Source organism: Thiorhodococcus minor (assembly GCF_010820565.1).
Lineage (GTDB): Bacteria > Pseudomonadota > Gammaproteobacteria > Chromatiales > Chromatiaceae > Thiorhodococcus > Thiorhodococcus minor.
The window spans coordinates 52,502-70,286 of the sequence record NZ_JAAIJQ010000025.1 but is presented as its reverse complement, the minus strand read 5'-3'; the positions used below and the strand labels follow the sequence as shown (position 1 = coordinate 70,286).

Here is a 17,785-nt window from a genome sequence, read left to right as displayed (position 1 = left end):
TGAACAAACGGCCCCTCGCAACCGAGGGCATGAGGTTACATTCTAAGCGCCACGCCGCCGCATGGGCTTTCTCCGCGCAGCGGCTTCGTCCAACAATAGGCTCAAAGCGAGCCGCGAAGACACGCCGTAGCTCAATCTGCGGCCGTCTTCCGCGCGGCCGCTTTAGCCTCGCCGTTGATCGTCAGTTGGGCCGGTAGGGTGGACGAGCGAGTGAAGTCCACCGAATCCCGCGCCGGCCCTGGTGGACTGCGCTGCGCTTGTCAACCCTACAGCGGGAGGTCGGGCCAATCGATGATCGACGCCCGTCGGGTGATCCGGGGCGAGTCGCCATGACCGAGAGCGGCCCGCCGAGCGGCGGGCCGCCAGGCAGGCGCGATGGGCAGCAAAGACCGGACGGGCTTCCCTGCCGGGCAGTGCCTAGACCCGCAGCAGCAGCCTGGCCGGCTCTTCCAGGGCCTCCTTGATGGTGACGAGGAACTGCACAGCCTCGCGGCCGTCGACGATGCGGTGGTCGTAGGTGAGGGCGAGGTACATCATTGGGGCGGCGACGATCTGACCATCCTCCACGATGGGGCGCTCCTGGATCTTGTGCATGCCGAGGATGGCGCTCTGCGGCGGGTTGAGAATCGGCGTGGACACCAGTGAGCCGAAGACGCCGCCGTTGGTGATGGAGAAGGTGCCTCCGGTGAGCTCTTCGTAGCTGAGGCTGCCGTCCTTCGACTTCTTGCCGAAGTCGGAGATGCCCTGCTCGATGTCCGCCATGCTGAGCTGATCGCAATTGCGCAGGATGGGGACGACCAGACCGCGCGGCGAGCTGACGGCGATGCCGATATCGTAGTAGCCGTGGTAGATGATGTCGCTCCCGTCCACGGAGGCGTTGACCACGGGGAAGCGCTGCAGGGCCTCGACCGCGGCCTTGACGAAGAAGGACATGAAGCCGAGGCGCACGCCGTGGCGCTGCTCGAACTCGTCCTTGTACTTGGTGCGCAGCTCCATCACCGCCTTGAGGTTGACCTCGTTGAAGGTGGTGAGCATGGCCGCGTGCTGCTGGGCCTGGACGAGCCGCTCGGCGATGCGGGCGCGCAGGCGCGTCATGGGGACGCGCTGCTCGGGCCGGCCGGCCTCGCCGCTGAGCCTCGGGATGGGCTGGGCGGGGAGCATGGTCTCGACATCGGCGGGCACGGCGTACTCGGGCGCGCTCTCGCGGTTGTCGAGGAAGGCGAGCACGTCGCTCTTCTGAATGCGCCCGTCGCGGCCGGTGCCCGGGATCTCGTGCGGGTCCAGCTCCATCTCGCTGACCAGGCGACGCGCGGAGGGGGTGACGAGCGGCTCGGCGGACTTGGGCTTGTCCTTCTTGCCGCTTGGTGACGGAGGCTTGGGCTCGGCCTTGGGCTCTGGCGCAGGCTCAGGGCTCTTCTTGGCGGGCGTCTGCTTCTTCGATTTGCCGGGTGCCTTCGCACTGCCGGCCTCGATCAGGGCCAGGATGTCCTCGGCCTGGACGACCTCGCCCTCGCTCGACTTGATCTCGCCCATGACGCCGTCCTTGGGTGCGGGCACCTCCAGCACGACCTTGTCGGTCTCGAGCTCGACCAGGCTCTCGCCTTCCTTGACGGCATCGCCGGACTGTTTGTGCCAAGTGAGGACCGTTGCGTCGGAGACGGATTCTGGGAGTGCGGGTACGCGGACTTCGGTGCTCATTGGGCCGGGATCCTTTTATTCATGCTGGGGTTGTAGTGGCCGCTGAGGGCCTCGTCGATGAGTCGCTCGTGCTGCTCGACATGGGCAGCGCGATGGCCGACCGCGGGCGCGGCGGAGGCGGGGCGCCCGACGTAGTAGGCGCGCTTCCCACTGAGAACCAGATTGTGGAAGCGGTGCTTGATCTGGTCCCAGGCGCCTTGATTCTGCGGCTCCTCCTGGCACCAGACGATCTCTTCGGTATTGCCGTATTGCTCGATGATGCGTGCGAACTGGTCCTTGGGGAAGGGGTAGAGCTGCTCGATGCGGACCAGGGCCAGGTTGGTCTGGCCGCGCGCGCGGCGCGCCTCGAGCAAGTCGTAGTAGACCTTGCCGCTGCAGAAGACCACGCGCTCGACCTCGGCGGGATCGATGGCATCGACCTCGGGGAGGACGGTCTGGTATTGGCCCTTTGCCAGCTCTTCCAGGGAAGACACGGCGAGCCTGTGCCGCAGCAGGCTCTTGGGTGTCATGACGACCAAGGGGGTGCGGTATTCGCGGACGATCTGACGGCGCAGCAGATGGAACATCTGGGCCGGCGTGGTCGGCACGCAGACCTGGATGTTGTGTCCGGCGCAGAGCTGGAGGAAGCGCTCGAGGCGCGCCGAGGAATGCTCGGCGCCTTGTCCTTCGAGGCCGTGCGGCAGCAGCATCACCAGGCCGCAGCACAGGCCCCATTTGGTCCCGGCGGAGGTGATGAACTGGTCGATGACGACCTGGGCGCCGTTGGCGAAGTCGCCGAACTGTGCCTCCCAGAGCGTGAGGGCATGCGGCTCGGCGGTGGCGAAGCCATACTCATAGCCCAGGACGGCCTCTTCGGAGAGGATGGAGTCGATGGCGATGAAGGGGCCTTGATGGTCGCCGAGCTGCTGCAGTGGGGTGTAGGCGGCGCCGGTCTTCTGGTCATGGATCTTGGCGTGGCGATGGAAGAAGGTGCCGCGCCCGGCATCCTGTCCGGAGAGACGGATGGGCACGCCGTCGTCGAGCAGGCTGGCGTAGGCCATGTTCTCGGCGTAGCCCCAGTTGATCTGCTGGTCGCCGAGGGCCATCTTGCGGCGCTCGTCCCAGATCTTCTCGACGCGCGGGTGCAGCTCGAAGCCCTCCGGAAGCGCCAGTAGCCTGTCCGTGAGCGCGCGCAGCCGTTCGACCGGGACGCCGGTGTCGACATCCTGATCCCAGGTCTTGCCGTGGCAGAATGTCCAATCGACGCGCGATTCGTTGCCGAGTCCGCAGAGCACCGGGCGCGCGATCACCACGCCTTGCTCGATGGAGTCGCGATAGTCGGAGACCATGCGATTGGCGTCGTCCTGTGAGATGAGGCCTTGCGCGATGAGCTTGTCCGCATAGACGGCGCGGGGCGTCGGGTGCTTGCGGATCTTCTTGTACATCATCGGCTGTGTGACCGCGGGCTCGTCCGCTTCGTTGTGGCCGAGGCGGCGATAGCAGATGAGATCGATGATGACGTCCTTGTGGAACTGGTTGCGGAAATCCAGCGCCAGCCGGGTGGCGAAGATGACGGCCTCGGGGTCGTCGCCGTTCACGTGGAGGACCGGCGCCTGGACCATCTTGGAGACGTCGGTGCAGTAGGGCGTCGAGCGGGTATCGAGCGGGTGGCTGGTGGTGAAGCCGATCTGGTTGTTGATGACGACGTGAATGGTTCCGCCGGTGGAGTAGCTGCGGGTCTGTGATAGCTGCAGGGTTTCCGTCACCACGCCTTGCCCGGCGAAGGCGGCGTCGCCGTGGATGAGGATGGGCAGGACCTGGTCGCCGGTGTGGTCGCCGCGGCGGCGCTGGCGGGCGCGCACCGAGCCTTCGATCACTGGATTGATGATCTCGAGGTGCGATGGGTTGAAGCCGAGCGCCAGGTGGACGATGCCGCCGGGCGTCTCGACGTCCGTCGCGAAGCCCATGTGATACTTGACGTCGCCGGCCTGCTGGCGCCAATCCATCTTCACGCGTCCCTCGAACTCGTCGAAGATGTCTTGCGGGGGCTTGCCGAAGATGTTGGTGAGCACGTTGAGGCGGCCGCGATGCGCCATGCCGATGACCACCTCTTGGTGCCCCTTGCGGCCGGCGCGCTGGATCAGCTCGTCGAGCAGCGGGATGAGGGCGTCGCCGCCCTCGAGCGAGAAGCGCTTCTGGCCGACGTAGCGCTGATGGAGATACTTCTCGATCCCTTCCGCGGCGGTCAGCAGGGCCAGCAGCCAGCGCCGGTCGGCGTCCTCCAGCTCGGGGCGGGCGCGATAGCCCTCCAGCCGCTTCTGGATCCAGCGCTTTTCCTGGGTGTTGGTGATGTGCATGTACTCGGAGCCGACCCTGCCGCAATAGGTCTCTTCCACGACGGCGATGATCTCGCGCAGCGGCATGCGGTCCGGCGCATAGAGCGAGCCGGTGTGAAAGACTTGGTCCATGTCTTCCGGCCCCAGGTTGTGATAGGCCAGGTCGATATCGGCGATCTTGGGCGGCTCGCGCAGTTGGATGGTGTCGATGTCCGCGACCTGGTGCCCGCGGTAGCGATAGCCGTTGATCAGGCTCAGCACCGCGGCCTGCTTCTCCGCGGCGACGGGCTCGAGCTGGCCGATGTGGCGGCTGTGCGCGCGCTGGCGGCTCTCCTGGGCCAGCCGCAGGAAGTTCTGCCGGACGGGGCCGTGCGGGGACTCGCTGACGCTCGGCTCGTTGGCTGCGTCCTGGCGCATGTTGTCGAAGCGTGCACGCCAGGCGACGTCGATACTGTCTGGGTCGATGAGGTAACGCTCGTAGAGATCCTCGATGAAATCCGCGTTGCCACCGTAAAGGGCGCCGGAGCTTCGGAACAAGTCTAGGATTGTGCTCATGCTTTGTATTGATAACCCTTGGTGGTTTTTTGTTTTTTAGAATCAGGGTTTATAACATATTCGTCAGAGAGCTCAACAAGGCTGCTGGTGGGTGCTTTGGCGGGCTCGCGCGGCCGAATGACCGCCGCCGACGCCATGGTTGAGGCGTCCTCGGAGCGGTCCGACCGATCGCATGGCAAAGACTGATAGAATCGCCGCGCTTCCATGCGAAGCGTCGCCTTGGTCCACGCGCAGCAGGAGACGCGCCTCGGCCGAGACGGGCTCCTGCAGCTGCAACGAGTGTTAGCCGAATGAGCGAAGAGAATAGGAGCAAGTCTTCCGACTCGAGCGAGCGCAAGCGCCAGCGCATTCGGCTTGCGCGCCTGGAGGCCGACATGGCCTATTTCCAGGCGCGTCTCGAGCTGATCGGGAGCCCGAATTCGAGCAACCGAGCCGCGCAGCGCAAGGTCTTCAACCTGCTGCACAAGACCGTAGCGAGCAAGATTCTCAAGCTCAAGCGGCGTTTCGCGGAGCTGAACTGACCAGGCGACAGCCTGCGCGAGTCTGACCCCTATGTGTACCCTCGTCCTTCTTGTGCGCCCCGGGCATGACTGGCCCGTGCTGATCGCCGCCAATCGCGACGAGATGGCCGGGCGCGCGTCACTGCCGCCCGCGCGGCATTGGGACGACCGGCCCGAGGTGGTTGCGGGCCTGGATGTCGAGGCCGGCGGGAGCTGGCTCGGCGTCAACGACCACGGCGTGGTCGCCGCCGTCCTCAATCGCGAGGGGGCCTTGGGGCCCATGGCGGGCAAGCGCAGTCGCGGCGAGCTGGTCCTGGAGGCCCTGGACCACGCCGAGGCCGGCGAGGCCGCGCGCGCCCTCACCGACCTGGAGCCGCGCGCCTATCGTCCCTTCAACCTCGTGGTCGCGGATCCGAGCGGCGCCTATTGGCTGCGGCACGCGGGGGAGGGCGACATCGACGTCGTCGCCATCGCAGCTGGGCTGCATCTGCTCAGCGCCACGGATCTGGATGATCCCGCGCATCCGCGGATCGCGGCCTTCGCGCCCAGATTCGCGGCCGCTCCCGAGCCCGATCCGGAGCGCGGCGACTGGGAGGCGTGGTCGAGCCTGCTCGCGGACCCTGGTGATCCCGTCGCGGCCGGGCCTGATGCCGCCATGCTGGTCGAGCGCCCGGATGGATTCCGTACCCGCTCGAGCGCGCTCATCGCCATCCCCGCCTACCCGGGGTTTCAACATCGGCCCATCTGGCTCCATGCCGAGCGCGGTGCGGATGATGAGGCCTTCCGGGCAGTCATGTGACAAAATGCGAGTTTCGCCGTTGTGACCCGGTCACAAGCGGGCGTTCCCCACCGAGCTAGTCCCTAGGATCGAACATGTCGAACATTATCCGAATCGCCACCCGTAAATCACCCTTGGCCATGTGGCAGGCCGAGCATACCGCCGCGCGCCTCAAGGCCCTTCACCCCGGACTCGAGGTCGAGATCATCGGCATGACGACCAAGGGCGACAAGATCCTCGATGCGCCGCTGGCGAAGGTTGGCGGCAAGGGTCTGTTCGTCAAGGAGCTGGAGCAGGGCATGCTGGCCAACGAGGCCGATATCGCTGTGCACTCCATGAAGGACGTTCCGGTCGAGTTCCCCGAGGGGCTCTACCTGGCGGTCATCATGGAGCGCGAGGATCCGCGCGACGCCTTCGTGTCCAACAAGTTCGAGAGCTTCGACCAGCTTCCCCAGGGTGCCTGCGTCGGCACCTCGAGCCTGCGGCGCCAGTGCCAGATCGCCCAATCGCGTCCGGACCTGCGCATCGAGCCGCTGCGCGGCAATGTCAACACCCGCCTGTCCAAGCTCGACAATGGCGACTATGACGCCATCATCCTCGCCGCCGCCGGCCTGGTTCGCCTGGGCTTCGGCGAGCGCATCCGCAGCCGGATAGAGCCGGCCGCCAGTCTGCCCGCCATCGGACAGGGTGCCATCGGCATCGAGTGCCGGGTCGACGACCCGCGCGTCAACGACCTGATCGCGCCGCTGAACCACCCGGATACCGCCGACCGTGTCCGCGCCGAGCGTGCCATGAACGCCCGCCTGCAGGGCGGCTGTCAGGTGCCGATCGCGGGCTTCGCGACGCTCGACGGCGATCGTCTCCAGCTCAAGGGCCTGGTCGGCAGCCCGGACGGCGCGCGCATCCTGCGTGCCGAGTCCGAGGGATCGCGCAGCGACGCGGAGGCGATCGGCACGCGCGTCGCCGACGACCTGCTCGGCCAGGGCGCCGACGAGATCCTGCGCGCCCTCATGGATCACTGAATGAGCACGCCCTGTGATCTCGGCGGCCGCGGGGTCCTGGTGACCCGCCCGGCCGTTCAGGCAGAGGGGCTGTGCCAGCTCATCGAGGCGGCCGGCGGGCGGGCGATCCGCTTTCCGACCATCGCCATCGCGTCCCTGGACACACCGCAGACTCGGGCGCTGCTCGCCGAGCCCTGGGACCTGATGTACTTCGTCAGCCCGAACGCCGTGGAGCAGGCGCTGGCGCAGTGCGCCGATCCCAGCTGGCCCCAGGCCGGCTGGGTCGCGGCGGTCGGGCGTGGGACGGCTCGGGTCCTCAAGGCGGCCGGGCGCGCGCCGGATCTGGTGCCGAGCGATCGCTACGAGAGCGAGGCCTTGCTGGAGATGCCCGAGCTCGCGGACATGCGGGGCCGCCGCGTGCTGATCGTCCGCGGCGAGGGCGGGCGCGGTCTCTTCGCGGCCGCCATGCGCGAGCGCGGCGCCGAGGTGCATTTCGCCGAGGTCTATCGGCGGGTCATGCCGAGCGTGGATGTGGGGCCGTTGCTCGCGCGCTGGTCGGCAGACGTCGACTACACCATGGCGACCAGTGACGAGGTGCTGCTGAATCTGGCAGAGATGCTCGGTCCTGAGGGGCGATCCAGGCTGCTCGCAACCCCCTTGGTGGTCATCGCGGAGCGCACGGCAAAGACCGCGCGGGACCTGGGTTTCGAGCAGGTCCGCGTCGCCGAGCGGGCCGAAGACGCGGCGATCCTGCGCTCATTCTGCGAGCTCGCGGCGTCCGGCTGAGGACCAGGGCAGGTAGCCGTCGAGCGCTATCTGCGCGATGGTGTCGTCGATCACATCGCTGATGGTGGTCTGCTCCGAGCTTGGGTCGAGCTGCACGGAGCGGCCCGACCACACGAGGCGCTCGCCCTTGGCATCATAGAGATTGGTCTCCAGGCGCAAGGCCTCGAGATCCGCGTAGTAGCTGGGCCCGCAGACGTCGATGTAGACCTGGCTGAAGTAGGGCACCAGGTTGCGGTAGTGGTCCGGCACACGCGCCAGGCGCGGCAGGGGCGACTTGGCATCCGGCTCGTCTGTGACCAGGTGGGTGATGATGATGGCATCTGCATCCGACTTGGAGACGGCCTCGGTCATGCGCACGACGCGACTCAGCGCCGCGTCAGGCACATAGGCGTGCCCCGGCTCTGCCTTGACGCCGATCTCGCGCAGCCGCGAGACGAAGTTGTCTTCGTAGGCGCGGCGCACCTTGGGACTGTTGGTGACGCCGAAGACGATGAGCTTGTGGTAGCGCGTCGGCTGGCTCCCCGTGTCCGTCCAGACCGATGCCACGCGTCCGGTGGTGCAGGCCGTCGTCAACATGGCGATGAGGCCGATGGTGACGGCGCGGGTGGCAGGTCGCATTGGCGGGGCTCCTCGATCTCTAGACGCGGCGCCGGCTGCCGAGGTGGGGTCGTCTTCCCGGTGCACCCGGCGGCTTGGGCGGAGAGGCGGCTAGTTTGCCTGCATGGGGTCAGAGCGGCAAGGTCGTCGGATGACCGGTCGGCTCGGGCGGCGCTTCAGGCCTCGTCTCCGGCCTCGCCGGTAGGCGATCGGGAGTAGGTGAAGGCATCCGCGAACAGCAGGTTGCGATCCAGCCCATGGGCCAGGAAGGCCGTTTCCGCCGCCGCGATCATCGCGGGCGGCCCAGCCATGTAGACCTCGTGCGCGTCGAGGGATCCGGCGTCCTGGAGCACGGCCTCATGCACCCAGCCCGTCCGGCCGGTCCAATCCGCGTCAGGCTCCGAGAGCACGGGCGTGAAGGCGAAGCTCGGCAGCTTCTCGGCCCACTGCCCGGGGAGGTCCGGGAAATAGAGGTCGCGCCGGGAGCGCGCGCCCCAGTAGAGATGGATCGGGCGTTTCAGACCGACCTCGATCGCATGCTCGATCATGCCTTTCAGGGGCGCGAATCCTGTTCCTCCAGCCACCATGATGATGGGGCGCTGCGACTCCTCACGCAGATAGAAGTCACCCAAGGGGCCCCGGATCCGCAGGATGCTCTTCTCCGCCAGCTCCTCGAAGATGTGCCGCGTGACCTCACCGCCCGCGATCTGGCGGATGTGAAGCTCGAGAAAGGCGTCGTCGTGCGGGGCGTTGGCGATCGAGAAGGCGCGCGTCCGACCGTCTCTCAGGCTGAGCTCGACATACTGCCCGGCCAGGAATTGGAGGCGCTGCTGCTCGGGCAGCTTCAGCAGGAGTCTGACCACGTCGTGATTGAGGTGCTCCTTGCGCTCGACGCGGCCGGGGAGGGTGCGGATCTCGATCTCCGCCGGGACCCGACGCTGGGCGACCTCGAGCACCAGATCTGAGGTCGGAACGGCCTGACAGGTCAGGCAGGTGCCCGCCTTCTTGCCCTCGAGCGCTGTGATGAGTCCGCTCGGATACTGGATCCAGCCGGACACCAGGTGGCCAGCGCAAGACCCGCACTGCCCGTTGCGGCAGCCGTAGGGCAGCCCTATCCCCTGTCGCAGGGCCGCGTCGAGGATGGTCTCGCCGGGCTCGGCCTCGAATGTCGTTCCTTCTGGAAGGAGCTGGATCTTGACGGTCATCTCGTCCCTTGCAAAGTTGCCACTCAGCCCCTGATAGTGTCCCGAGCGGTGTTGGCGCCGCAAGCATGGTGGACGGTGGGGCCGGCATGAATCGGATTGGATTGGAGTGGATCGGATCAATGAGCGAAGTCATCGTGTTGGGCTGCGGATATGTGGGCACTCGGGTCGCGCGCCAATATCTCGACCGTGGCGAGCAGGTGTCCGGCATCGTGCGCAGTGCGGAAGGCTGCGCGCGGCTGGAGGCCGCTGGAATCTCCTGCACGCGGCTCGATCTGGCGGCAGAGGAGGCCCCAGGAGGGGCGTTCGAAGGCGCGCGCTTGCTCCACTTGGCGCCGCCGGCTGCTCAGGGCGTCGAGGACGTGCACACGCGTCGGCTGGTCGCCTCCTTCGAGCGGGCTGGTCAGCCGCGGCGCCTCCTCTACATCAGCACCACAGGGGTCTATGGCGATTGCGATGGGCGTTGGGTCGACGAGAGCTGGCCGACGCGTCCGACGGCCGATCGCTCGCGCCGGCGCCTGGACGCCGAGGAGACCCTGCGGCATTGGAGCCGAGAGACAGGCGGCGAGCTGGTGATCTTGCGGGTCTCCGGCATCTATGGCCCAGGTCGGCTGCCCTTGGAGCGGCTGAAGCAAGGCGCCCCAATGGTCGCCGCCGAAGAAGCCCCCTACAGCAACCGCATCCACGTGGACGATCTGGTGACCATCTGCATCGCCGCGATGGACAGGGCTGCGGATGGCGCCATCTTCAACGTGAGCGACGGCAATCCCAGCACCATGACCGAGTACTTCCTGCAGATTGCGGACGCGACCGGGCTGCCGCGCCCGCCGCTCATTCCCATGTCCGAAGCCGCGGGTCGGCTGTCGGCCGGCATGATGAGCTATATGCGGGAGTCGCGGCGCCTCTCCAATCGCAAGGTCTGCGAGGCGCTCGGGATCTCGCTGAGATACCCCTCCTTGGCCGAGGGGCTGCAGGCCTCGCTGTAAATCTGGTGCGAGACCTGCCTCGGTCGCGCCTGTGCGGGCTAGACTGAACAGGTGGCTTTCACCGCCGCCGTGCCTGGGTCCCTCCGTGCTCGAGCGTCGCACCTTGGCGATTTCGTCCCAGTCTGCTCGGCCGATCACTGCTTAGGAGCAGGCGCGGTGGCTGAAGCCCGCACCCCGGACACTACCCAAAATCAAGAGGGAGATTCGTATGAAGAAAACGCCTTCGCTCGTGCTCGTCTGCGGCGCGGCCTGCCTGTGGGGATTGTCGACGCAAATGGCCGGTGCCGTGGAGGATACGGCCTTCCGATTCGATACGACGAGCAATCTCTACGAGGTTTGCTCGGTTCCGGCAGAGGCCGCTGAGTACGTGGTCGCCAATCAGGCCTGTCGGGCCTTCATCGAGGCCTCGGTGCAGTATCACGACGCGATTGCCGACCGTAAGCGTATGAAGCGACTGATCTGCTATCCGAAGACGGCGACCATTGCCGATGGCAAGCAGGCCTTTCTGACCTGGGCTAGCGCCCATTCCGGAGACAAGCGGCTGATGGCGGAGCAACCTGTCGTCGGGCTGGTGCGCGCGCTGGCGGCCAAGTATCCCTGCGCGAACTGAGTGGGCTTGTTCTGGCTCTAGGCGTGTGGATTTGGACGCGCGAGCCGCGGGTCTAGGCCGGTCGATACGATTGGGAGAATTGCGATGAAAGCGATGATGGTTGGCTTGATGCTTGTGGCTCTGCTGATGCTGGCGGGCTGCGGAACGACGACGGGTAGCCGTGCGGGCAGCGGAGCCGCGATGGGAGCGGCCGGCGGGGCCTTGATCGGCTCGCTGAGTGCGGATGCCGGGAAGGGTGCGCTCATTGGCGCCGGTGTCGGCGCCCTGGGTGGATATCTCGTCGATCAGCACGAAAAAGGAAATATCGACTGATCGCGGTCGATGGGCGCGTCTCGATCGCTTCGGCAGTGGGCTGGTCGAGGCGTCGCCCATTCTGGCGCCGCCAGCTTGCGGGGCTTGCCTGCCGTCGCGTCAGAGGTCGGTGAGTCATGCAGCCCGGCTGAGGGTGGTTTGCCGGGCTGAGGCTGGTTTGTCGGGTCGGTTTGTCGTGAGGTTCGGTCATGTTGGCGCAATCCTTTTTCGAGGCCGTTTGGCAGGTGCTGATCGAGCTGTCGCCTTCCCTGCTCTTGGGGCTCCTGATCGCCGGGATGATGCGCGTCTACCTGCCGTCCGGCTTTGTCCACCGCGGTCTCAGCCGGCCGGACCTCAAGAGCGTGATGCGTGCTTCCGTGGTGGGCGTGCCCCTGCCGCTTTGCTCTTGCGGCGTCATCCCGACGGCCCTTGGATTGAGGAACGAGGGTGCCTCCAAGGGTGCGACGACCGCCTTCATGATCAGCACACCGCAGACGGGTGTCGACTCCATCTTGGTGAGTGCGGCTTTCCTCGGCTGGCCATTCGCGCTCTTCAAAGTGGCTGCCGCCTTTGTCACGGGCATCGTCGGCGGCACCCTGGTCAATCGCTTGACGGCGCCCGAGGCCGCGCGCCAGCCCGAGCCGTCCTGCGTCGATGAGCGGCGAGAGCGCGGCCTGATGCCTGTCCTGCGCTATGCCGTCATCGATCTCCTGGGGGCGATCGATCTCTGGATTCTCGCTGGCGTTCTGCTTGCGGCCTTCCTCGCCCTGGTGCTGCCGAGCGACTACTTCGCCTCGCAGACATGGTCCCAGGGTCTGTTGGGGATGCTTGTGGTGCTGGCGATCTCGCTGCCGCTCTACGTCTGCACCACGGGCTCCGTGCCCATCGCGGCCTCCCTCATTGCGGCCGGTTTGCCCGCCGGCTCGGCGCTGGTCTTCCTCATGGCGGGGCCGGCAACCAATGTCGCCACCTTCGGTGCCGTCTACCGGACGCTCGGACGATCGATCCTCCTGATCTACTTGGGGACGGTCATTGTGATGAGCGTGCTGTTCGGGCTCCTGTTCGACGGCCTGCTCGCCACTCCGGCGATGCCGATGACCTCGCACGAGCACTCCTCCGGCCTGGACTGGCTCGGGGCATCCTCGGCCGTGGTCCTTCTCGGGCTCATGGCATTCCTTTCGTTCCGAAGGCTCAAGGCGCGGGTGCGGGCGGATGCGCTCGCTGAGGAAGGCGACCTCGTCCTACAGGTTCAGGGGATGAGCTGTCAGCATTGCGTGTCAAGCGTCAAGAAGGCGCTGGAAGGCCTGGATGCCGTCGAGGAAGCCAATCCCGATCTGCGCGCCGGTCTGGTCCGGGTGCGCGGGGAGCGGCTGGACGCCTCTCAGCTCGTGGCGGCCATCGAGCATGCCGGCTATCAGGCACAGCGCAAGTCATCGTAGAAGGCCATGCCGCCCATAAGGTTTTTTTATGGCGGCGCTGTTGACGCAAGACCATCTATAAACTAGCTTTTCTCACACTCAACCGCGGCGACCGCCAGGATCTCTACCGCTCAGCCAAGAACCAAGCACCATCGCCACCTCGGAGCTTCCTGGTGCGCGGCTTTGGGATCCGAGCCCCTCATGCGCCACCGCAAGGACCTGCCCAAGCGCCGATCGTCCGCTGGCAAAGCATGATCCTTGATCTCCCCGAGCCCAACCTCCTGAGATGGTCGAATGGCTTCACGGTTCGTGTAGATTGGGCGTGCGTGTATCCGAACGGCTCGTCAGGCTTGGGTGAGCTTCGCCCGCTGCCGGTCCGGCTTGTGTGTTGGCCATCGGCGGCATCCGTTCGGTCAACGCACATGATGAGCGCGAGAAAAGAGAGATGAGGATCTACGTAGGCAATCTGCCCTATAGCGTCACAGACGATGATCTGCGTGACATGTTCTCCGAGTTCGGTGAGCTTGCCAGTGCAGAGGTGATTAAGGACAAGTTTTCAGGTCAGTCGAAGGGATTCGGCTTTGTCGATATGCCGAGCAACTCCGACGCGGACGCGGCCATCAAGGCGTTGAACGAGGCCGACATGAAAGGGCGCAAGCTGACCGTCAACGAGGCGCGTCCGCGCGCCGAGAGGCCGCGTGGGGGCTCGGCCAGGTACTGATGCACACTGCATAAGCCCGGCCCCGATCCAGGGGCGCTGACGCCGAGGCGATCTTGCCTCGGCGTTCGTCTTTGGGATGTCTGTTTTCCGCTCGACGCGGCTCAGGGGCGATCGGTCAGCCGAATCCCAAGCTCATCCCAAATGCGGTCGACCCGCTCCGTCACGGCCTCGTCCATGCGGATCGGCTGACCCCACTCCCGCTGAGTCTCGCCCGGCCATTTGTTGGTGGCGTCGAAGCCGATCTTGGAGCCAAGCCCGGACACGGGCGAGGCGAAGTCCAGATAGTCGATCGGCGTATTCTCGACCATCACCGTATCTCTGACCGGGTCCATGCGCGTCGTCATGGCCCAGATGACATCCTTCCAGTCGCGAGTACAGACATCCTCGTCCACGACGATGACGAACTTGGTGTACATGAACTGGCGCAGGAAGGACCAGACGCCCATCATCACCCGCTTGGCGTGTCCAGGATACTGCTTCTTGATGCTCACGACCGCGAGTCGGTAAGAGCAGCCCTCGGGCGGCAGGTAGAAGTCGAGGATCTCGGGAAACTGCTTCTGCAGGATGGGGACGAAGACCTCGTTCAGCGCGACCCCGAGCACCGCCGGCTCGTCCGGCGGACGGCCCGTGTAGGTGCTGTGGTAGATGGGATTGCTGCGCTGGGTCATGCGGTCGATGGTGAAGACCGGGAAGCGGTCGACCTCGTTGTAGTAGCCGGTGTGGTCGCCGAAAGGGCCTTCCGGGGCCATGTCGTCCGGGTGGATATGGCCCTCGAGCACGATCTCGGCGCTCGCCGGGACTTGGAGGTCGGACTCCAGACAGGCCGCCAGCTCGGTGCGGCTGCCGCGCAGCAGGCCCGCGAAGGCATACTCGGAGAGGCTGTCCGGCACAGGCGTCACGGCGCCGAGAATGGTGGCCGGGTCCGCGCCCAGGGCGACGGTGACGGGGAAGGGCTTGCCCGGGTGGGCGCGCTGCCAGTCGCGGAAGTCCTGTGCGCCGCCGCGATGCGCGAGCCAGCGCATGATGACGCGATTGCGCCCGAGCACCTGCATGCGATAGATGCCGAGGTTCTGCCGCGCCTTCTCCGGGCCGCGCGTGATCACCAGGCCCCAGGTGATGAGGGGGGCGGCGTCGCCCGGCCAGCAGTGCTGGATCGGCAGGCGCCCGAGATCGACCTGCTCGCCTGCCAGAGAGACCTCCTGACAGGGCGGGTTGCGCCGCACCTTGGGGGCCATGTCCAGCACCTTCTTGAAGATCGGCAGCGTCTCCCAGGCCTGCTTCATGCCCTTTGGCGGGTCGGGCTCCTTGAGGAAGGCGAGCAGCTTGCCGACCTCGCGCAATGCCTCGACGGAATCCTCGCCCATTCCGAGCGCGACGCGCTGCGGGGTTCCGAAGAGATTGCCGAGCAAGGGTATCTCAGACCCTTTCGGTCGCTCGAAGAGCAGCGCCGGGCCGCCGCCGCGCAGGGTGCGGTCGCAGATCTCGGTGACTTCCAGATAGGGATCGACCTCGACCCTGATGCGCTGGAGCTCGCCGCGCTGCTCCAGCTGGTCGATGAAATCGCGCAGATCCTGATACTTCATCGTTGCGTCATCGGCCTCGGCTCAAGCCGCGATTCCGGAATGCCGCAGCAGGGCATCCGTGTTGGGCTCGCGTCCACGGAAGTCGACGAAGAGCTTCATGGCGTCCTCTGAGCCGCCACGCTCCAGGATGTTCTCCAGGAAGGCACGCCCGGTGTCGGCATCGAAGACCCCCTTCTCCTCGAACAGCGAGAAGGCGTCCGCGGACAGGACCTCCGCCCATTTGTAGCTGTAGTAGCCGGCCGCGTAGCCGCCGGCGAAGATGTGCGAGAAGCCATGCGCGAAGCGGTTGAAGGCCGGCGGGCGGATGACGGCGACCTGATCCCGTACTTGCTCGAGGATCTCGTAGATACGCCCCCCTTTGTTCGGGTCGTACTCGAGGTGCATCCGGAAGTCGAACAGCGCGAACTCCAGCTGACGCACCATCTGCATGGCGGACTGGAAGTTCTTGGCCGCGGTCATGCGGTCGTAGAGGTCTTGCGGCAGCGGCTTGCCCGTCTCCCAGTGCACGGCGAAGAGGTCCAGCGAGTCGCGCTCCCAGCACCAATTCTCCAGGAACTGACTGGGCAGCTCGACCGCGTCCCAAGGCACCCCATTGATCCCGGCGACCCCAGGATAGTCGACCTTGGTGAGCATGTGGTGCAGCCCGTGGCCGAACTCGTGGAAGAGGGTCTCGACCTCGTTGTGCGTCAGCAGCGAGGGCTTCTCGCCGACTGGCGGCGTGAAGTTGCAGACCAAGTAGGCGACCGGGATCTGGTCGCAGCGGGTGGTGTGCATGCGGTTGGTGCAGACGTCCATCCAGGCACCGCCGCGCTTGTTCTGGCGCGCGTAGGGGTCGAGGTAGAACTGGCCGCGCAGGGCACCGGTCAGGAGGTCGCGGATCTCGAAGAAGCGCACGTTCGGGTGGTAGGTCTCGAAGTGCTCGACCTCTTGGATCTGGATCCCGAACAGCCGCTCGACGACGCCGAAGAGCCCGGAGAGGACGCGCGAGAGCGCGAAGTAGGGGCGCAGCTCCTCCTGACTGATCTGATAGCGGTGGACGCGCAGCTTCTCCGAGTAGTAGGCGATGTCCCAGGGCGCCAGCTCGGTCACGTCATAGTGCTCGCGGGCGAACGCCTCGAGCTCCCCCAGCTCCCGCCGCGCCTGCTTCACCGAGTGCTCGGCGAGATCTTTCAGGAAGCCCACGACCTCATCCGGGGCCCGCGCCATCTTGGTCGCCAGCGAGCGCTCGGCGAAGTTGGCGAAGTCCAGGAGCTGCGCCAGCTCGTGGCGCAGCGCTAGGATGCGCTCCATGATCTCGGTGTTGTCCCAGCGCCCGGCGTGTGGACCTTGGTCGGAGGCGCGCGTGCCATAGGCCTCGTACATCTCGAAGCGGAAGTCCCGGTCGTCCGCATAGGTGAGCACGGGCAGGTAGCAGGGCATGTCCAGGGTGAACAGCCAGCCGTCCTTCCCCTGCTGCGCGGCGTTCTGGCTGGCCAGGGCGAGCGCTGATTCGGGCAGGCCCTTGAGGCGCTCGGGATCCTCGATCAGCTTGCTCCAGGCGTTGGTGGCGTCCAGCACGTTCTCGGAGTACTTGCTGGTGAGCTGCGACAGCTCTTGGCTGATGGCCTTGTAGCGCGCCTTCTTCTCGGGCGGCAGGTCGACGCCGGAGAGGTGGAAGTCGCGTAGCGCGTTGTCGAGCAGCTTGCGCTGGGCCTGGTCGAGATGCTCCTGTGCCGCGACCGTCTGGTAGGCGCGGAAGAGCCCCTCGTTCTGGCCGACCTCTGTGCCGTACTCGCTGAGCTTGGGCAGGCAGGCGTTGTAGGCCGCGCGCAGGGCCTCGCTGTTGAGGACGCCGTTGAGGTGGCCGACGGGAGACCAGGTGCGGCTGAGGAGATCGTCCATCTCCTCGAGCGGCTCGACGAAGCTCTCCCAGGTGGGGATGTCGACTTCGCTGGTCAGGCGGTCGATCAGCTCCCTGCAGGCGGCCAGGCGGTTATCGATGGCTGGCTCGACGTGCTCGGGCTTGATCAGGTTGAAGGCCGGCAAGCCGACCTGCTCGAGAAGGGGATTGGGCATAGAGATTCTGACGACTGCAAAACTTGAAAAGGGTCACACCGCCGGCGGTGCTGTGCGCACTGCCGGCGGCGTCTTGTTTGAGCTTGAGGTGCGGGGGCTTAGCGGATCTTCAATGGATCCGACCGCTGCCCGGTCAATCGGCCTGAAAACCTGTGTTCTGGCGCGGCGCGATCCGTCCCTGCAATGAGCGAATCATATCCTGCTTCGGGCGCGGCTTGAATTCACGGGGGACACAGAAGTGGAAGCGCCACAGGTCTTTTCGGTAGCGCTCGCCGTCCAGGTTGGAGATCTGCTGCCAGTCGCCGCCTTCCAGCGCACTGAAGCGGCCTCCCGTGCCATAGGCGAAGACCTTGTAGCTGCCTTTGGGGCTGCAACGGATGCCTTCGAAGGAGAGGTTGCGCGTGCCGTTGCGTCCCTGGGCGACCAGGGTGTAGCGCACCACGCGATCCGGACCCACGCTCAGGTGCTTGGCGTCGATGAAATAACGGAAGGGATCCGCGGAGCCGTCCAGCTCGAATTCCACCAGGTCCGCATCGTCCGGCCACGGCGGTAGCCGAACGGCCGCCTCCTGCCAGGGTGTGCCTGGACGGATGTCCGATGGGCCTGGTGGCGTCGGATCCGGGACGAAGGCGTCATCACGGGCGGCCATACAAGCGAGTGAGCTAAGGATCAGGCAGATGAAGAGGGCG

17 protein-coding genes are annotated in these 17,785 nt (G+C 66.1%); 9 read left to right on the top strand and 8 right to left on the bottom strand.

Features of this window, described 5'->3' with window-relative positions:
• Window positions 1-417: 417 nt before the first annotated feature.
• Genes odhB through G3446_RS27620 form a run of 3 tightly spaced genes read right to left on the bottom strand, consistent with a single transcriptional unit; the run spans window position 418 to window position 4,774 of the window.
• Complete coding sequence (gene odhB / locus G3446_RS10480) at window positions 418-1,698, bottom strand: 2-oxoglutarate dehydrogenase complex dihydrolipoyllysine-residue succinyltransferase (RefSeq protein WP_164452782.1); 1,281 nt, start codon at window positions 1,696-1,698, stop codon at window positions 418-420.
• Window positions 1,695-4,568, bottom strand: a complete 2,874-nt coding sequence (locus G3446_RS10475; RefSeq protein WP_164452781.1) for a 2-oxoglutarate dehydrogenase E1 component — start codon at window positions 4,566-4,568, stop codon at window positions 1,695-1,697. Before G3446_RS10475 ends, odhB begins: the two co-directional genes overlap by 4 nt.
• Window positions 4,565-4,774, bottom strand: a complete 210-nt coding sequence (locus G3446_RS27620; protein WP_209262344.1) for a hypothetical protein — start codon at window positions 4,772-4,774, stop codon at window positions 4,565-4,567. Before G3446_RS27620 ends, G3446_RS10475 begins: the two co-directional genes overlap by 4 nt.
• Before the next feature lie 84 nt (window positions 4,775-4,858).
• Between G3446_RS27620 and G3446_RS10470 the strand changes: the two genes are divergently transcribed.
• The 4 genes from G3446_RS10470 to G3446_RS10455 all read left to right on the top strand — a co-directional run bounded on the left by G3446_RS10470 (window position 4,859) and on the right by G3446_RS10455 (window position 7,633).
• Entirely contained in the window at window positions 4,859-5,089 is a 231-nt protein-coding gene (locus tag G3446_RS10470) for a hypothetical protein (protein WP_164452780.1), read from the top strand.
• Window positions 5,090-5,120: 31 nt separating this feature from the next.
• Window positions 5,121-5,867, top strand: coding sequence for an NRDE family protein (locus G3446_RS10465; RefSeq protein ID WP_164452779.1), 747 nt, complete (start codon window positions 5,121-5,123; stop codon window positions 5,865-5,867).
• Between the two features lie 74 nt (window positions 5,868-5,941).
• On the top strand, window positions 5,942-6,868 hold the full coding sequence (gene hemC / locus G3446_RS10460) for a hydroxymethylbilane synthase (protein WP_164452778.1): 927 nt from the start codon (window positions 5,942-5,944) through the stop codon (window positions 6,866-6,868).
• Complete coding sequence (locus tag G3446_RS10455) at window positions 6,869-7,633, top strand: uroporphyrinogen-III synthase (protein ID WP_164452777.1); 765 nt, start codon at window positions 6,869-6,871, stop codon at window positions 7,631-7,633. It begins immediately after the preceding gene.
• On the opposite strand, the gene G3446_RS10450 is transcribed toward G3446_RS10455, so the two are convergent.
• Window positions 7,604-8,251 (bottom strand): hypothetical protein, encoded by a 648-nt coding sequence (locus G3446_RS10450; RefSeq protein ID WP_164452776.1) that lies wholly within the window; start codon window positions 8,249-8,251, stop codon window positions 7,604-7,606. The two genes, G3446_RS10455 and G3446_RS10450, sit on opposite strands and share 30 nt — an antisense overlap.
• Before the next feature lie 155 nt (window positions 8,252-8,406).
• The gene (locus G3446_RS10445) at window positions 8,407-9,435 is read right to left on the bottom strand and encodes a CDP-6-deoxy-delta-3,4-glucoseen reductase (RefSeq protein ID WP_164452775.1); all 1,029 of its coding nucleotides are present in this window, start codon (window positions 9,433-9,435) and stop codon (window positions 8,407-8,409) included.
• A gap of 119 nt (window positions 9,436-9,554) precedes the next feature.
• Between G3446_RS10445 and G3446_RS10440 the strand changes: the two genes are divergently transcribed.
• The 5 genes from G3446_RS10440 to G3446_RS10420 all read left to right on the top strand — a co-directional run bounded on the left by G3446_RS10440 (window position 9,555) and on the right by G3446_RS10420 (window position 13,458).
• The gene (locus G3446_RS10440) at window positions 9,555-10,418 is read left to right on the top strand and encodes an SDR family oxidoreductase (RefSeq protein WP_164452774.1); all 864 of its coding nucleotides are present in this window, start codon (window positions 9,555-9,557) and stop codon (window positions 10,416-10,418) included.
• Between the two features lie 208 nt (window positions 10,419-10,626).
• Window positions 10,627-11,028 carry a Rap1a/Tai family immunity protein gene (locus G3446_RS10435; RefSeq protein ID WP_164452773.1) on the top strand — a complete coding sequence of 134 codons (402 nt, stop codon included), beginning with the start codon at window positions 10,627-10,629 and terminating at the stop codon, window positions 11,026-11,028.
• 84 nt (window positions 11,029-11,112) lie between these two features.
• Window positions 11,113-11,340: a glycine zipper domain-containing protein gene (locus tag G3446_RS10430; RefSeq protein WP_164452772.1), complete on the top strand. Its 228-nt coding sequence runs from the start codon at window positions 11,113-11,115 to the stop codon at window positions 11,338-11,340.
• A gap of 188 nt (window positions 11,341-11,528) precedes the next feature.
• Window positions 11,529-12,758 carry a permease gene (locus G3446_RS10425; RefSeq protein WP_164452771.1) on the top strand — a complete coding sequence of 410 codons (1,230 nt, stop codon included), beginning with the start codon at window positions 11,529-11,531 and terminating at the stop codon, window positions 12,756-12,758.
• Between the two features lie 424 nt (window positions 12,759-13,182).
• Window positions 13,183-13,458: an RNA recognition motif domain-containing protein gene (locus G3446_RS10420; protein WP_164452770.1), complete on the top strand. Its 276-nt coding sequence runs from the start codon at window positions 13,183-13,185 to the stop codon at window positions 13,456-13,458.
• Window positions 13,459-13,559: 101 nt separating this feature from the next.
• On the opposite strand, the gene ubiD is transcribed toward G3446_RS10420, so the two are convergent.
• From ubiD to G3446_RS10405, 3 genes are all read right to left on the bottom strand, one after another.
• Window positions 13,560-15,041, bottom strand: coding sequence for a 4-hydroxy-3-polyprenylbenzoate decarboxylase (gene ubiD / locus G3446_RS10415; protein WP_164452769.1), 1,482 nt, complete (start codon window positions 15,039-15,041; stop codon window positions 13,560-13,562).
• Between the two features lie 21 nt (window positions 15,042-15,062).
• Window positions 15,063-17,096, bottom strand: coding sequence for an oligopeptidase A (gene prlC / locus G3446_RS10410; protein WP_164452768.1), 2,034 nt, complete (start codon window positions 17,094-17,096; stop codon window positions 15,063-15,065).
• Window positions 17,097-17,229: 133 nt separating this feature from the next.
• Window positions 17,230-17,745, bottom strand: coding sequence for a CNP1-like family protein (locus tag G3446_RS10405; protein WP_245232425.1), 516 nt, complete (start codon window positions 17,743-17,745; stop codon window positions 17,230-17,232).
• Window positions 17,746-17,785 lie beyond the last annotated feature (40 nt).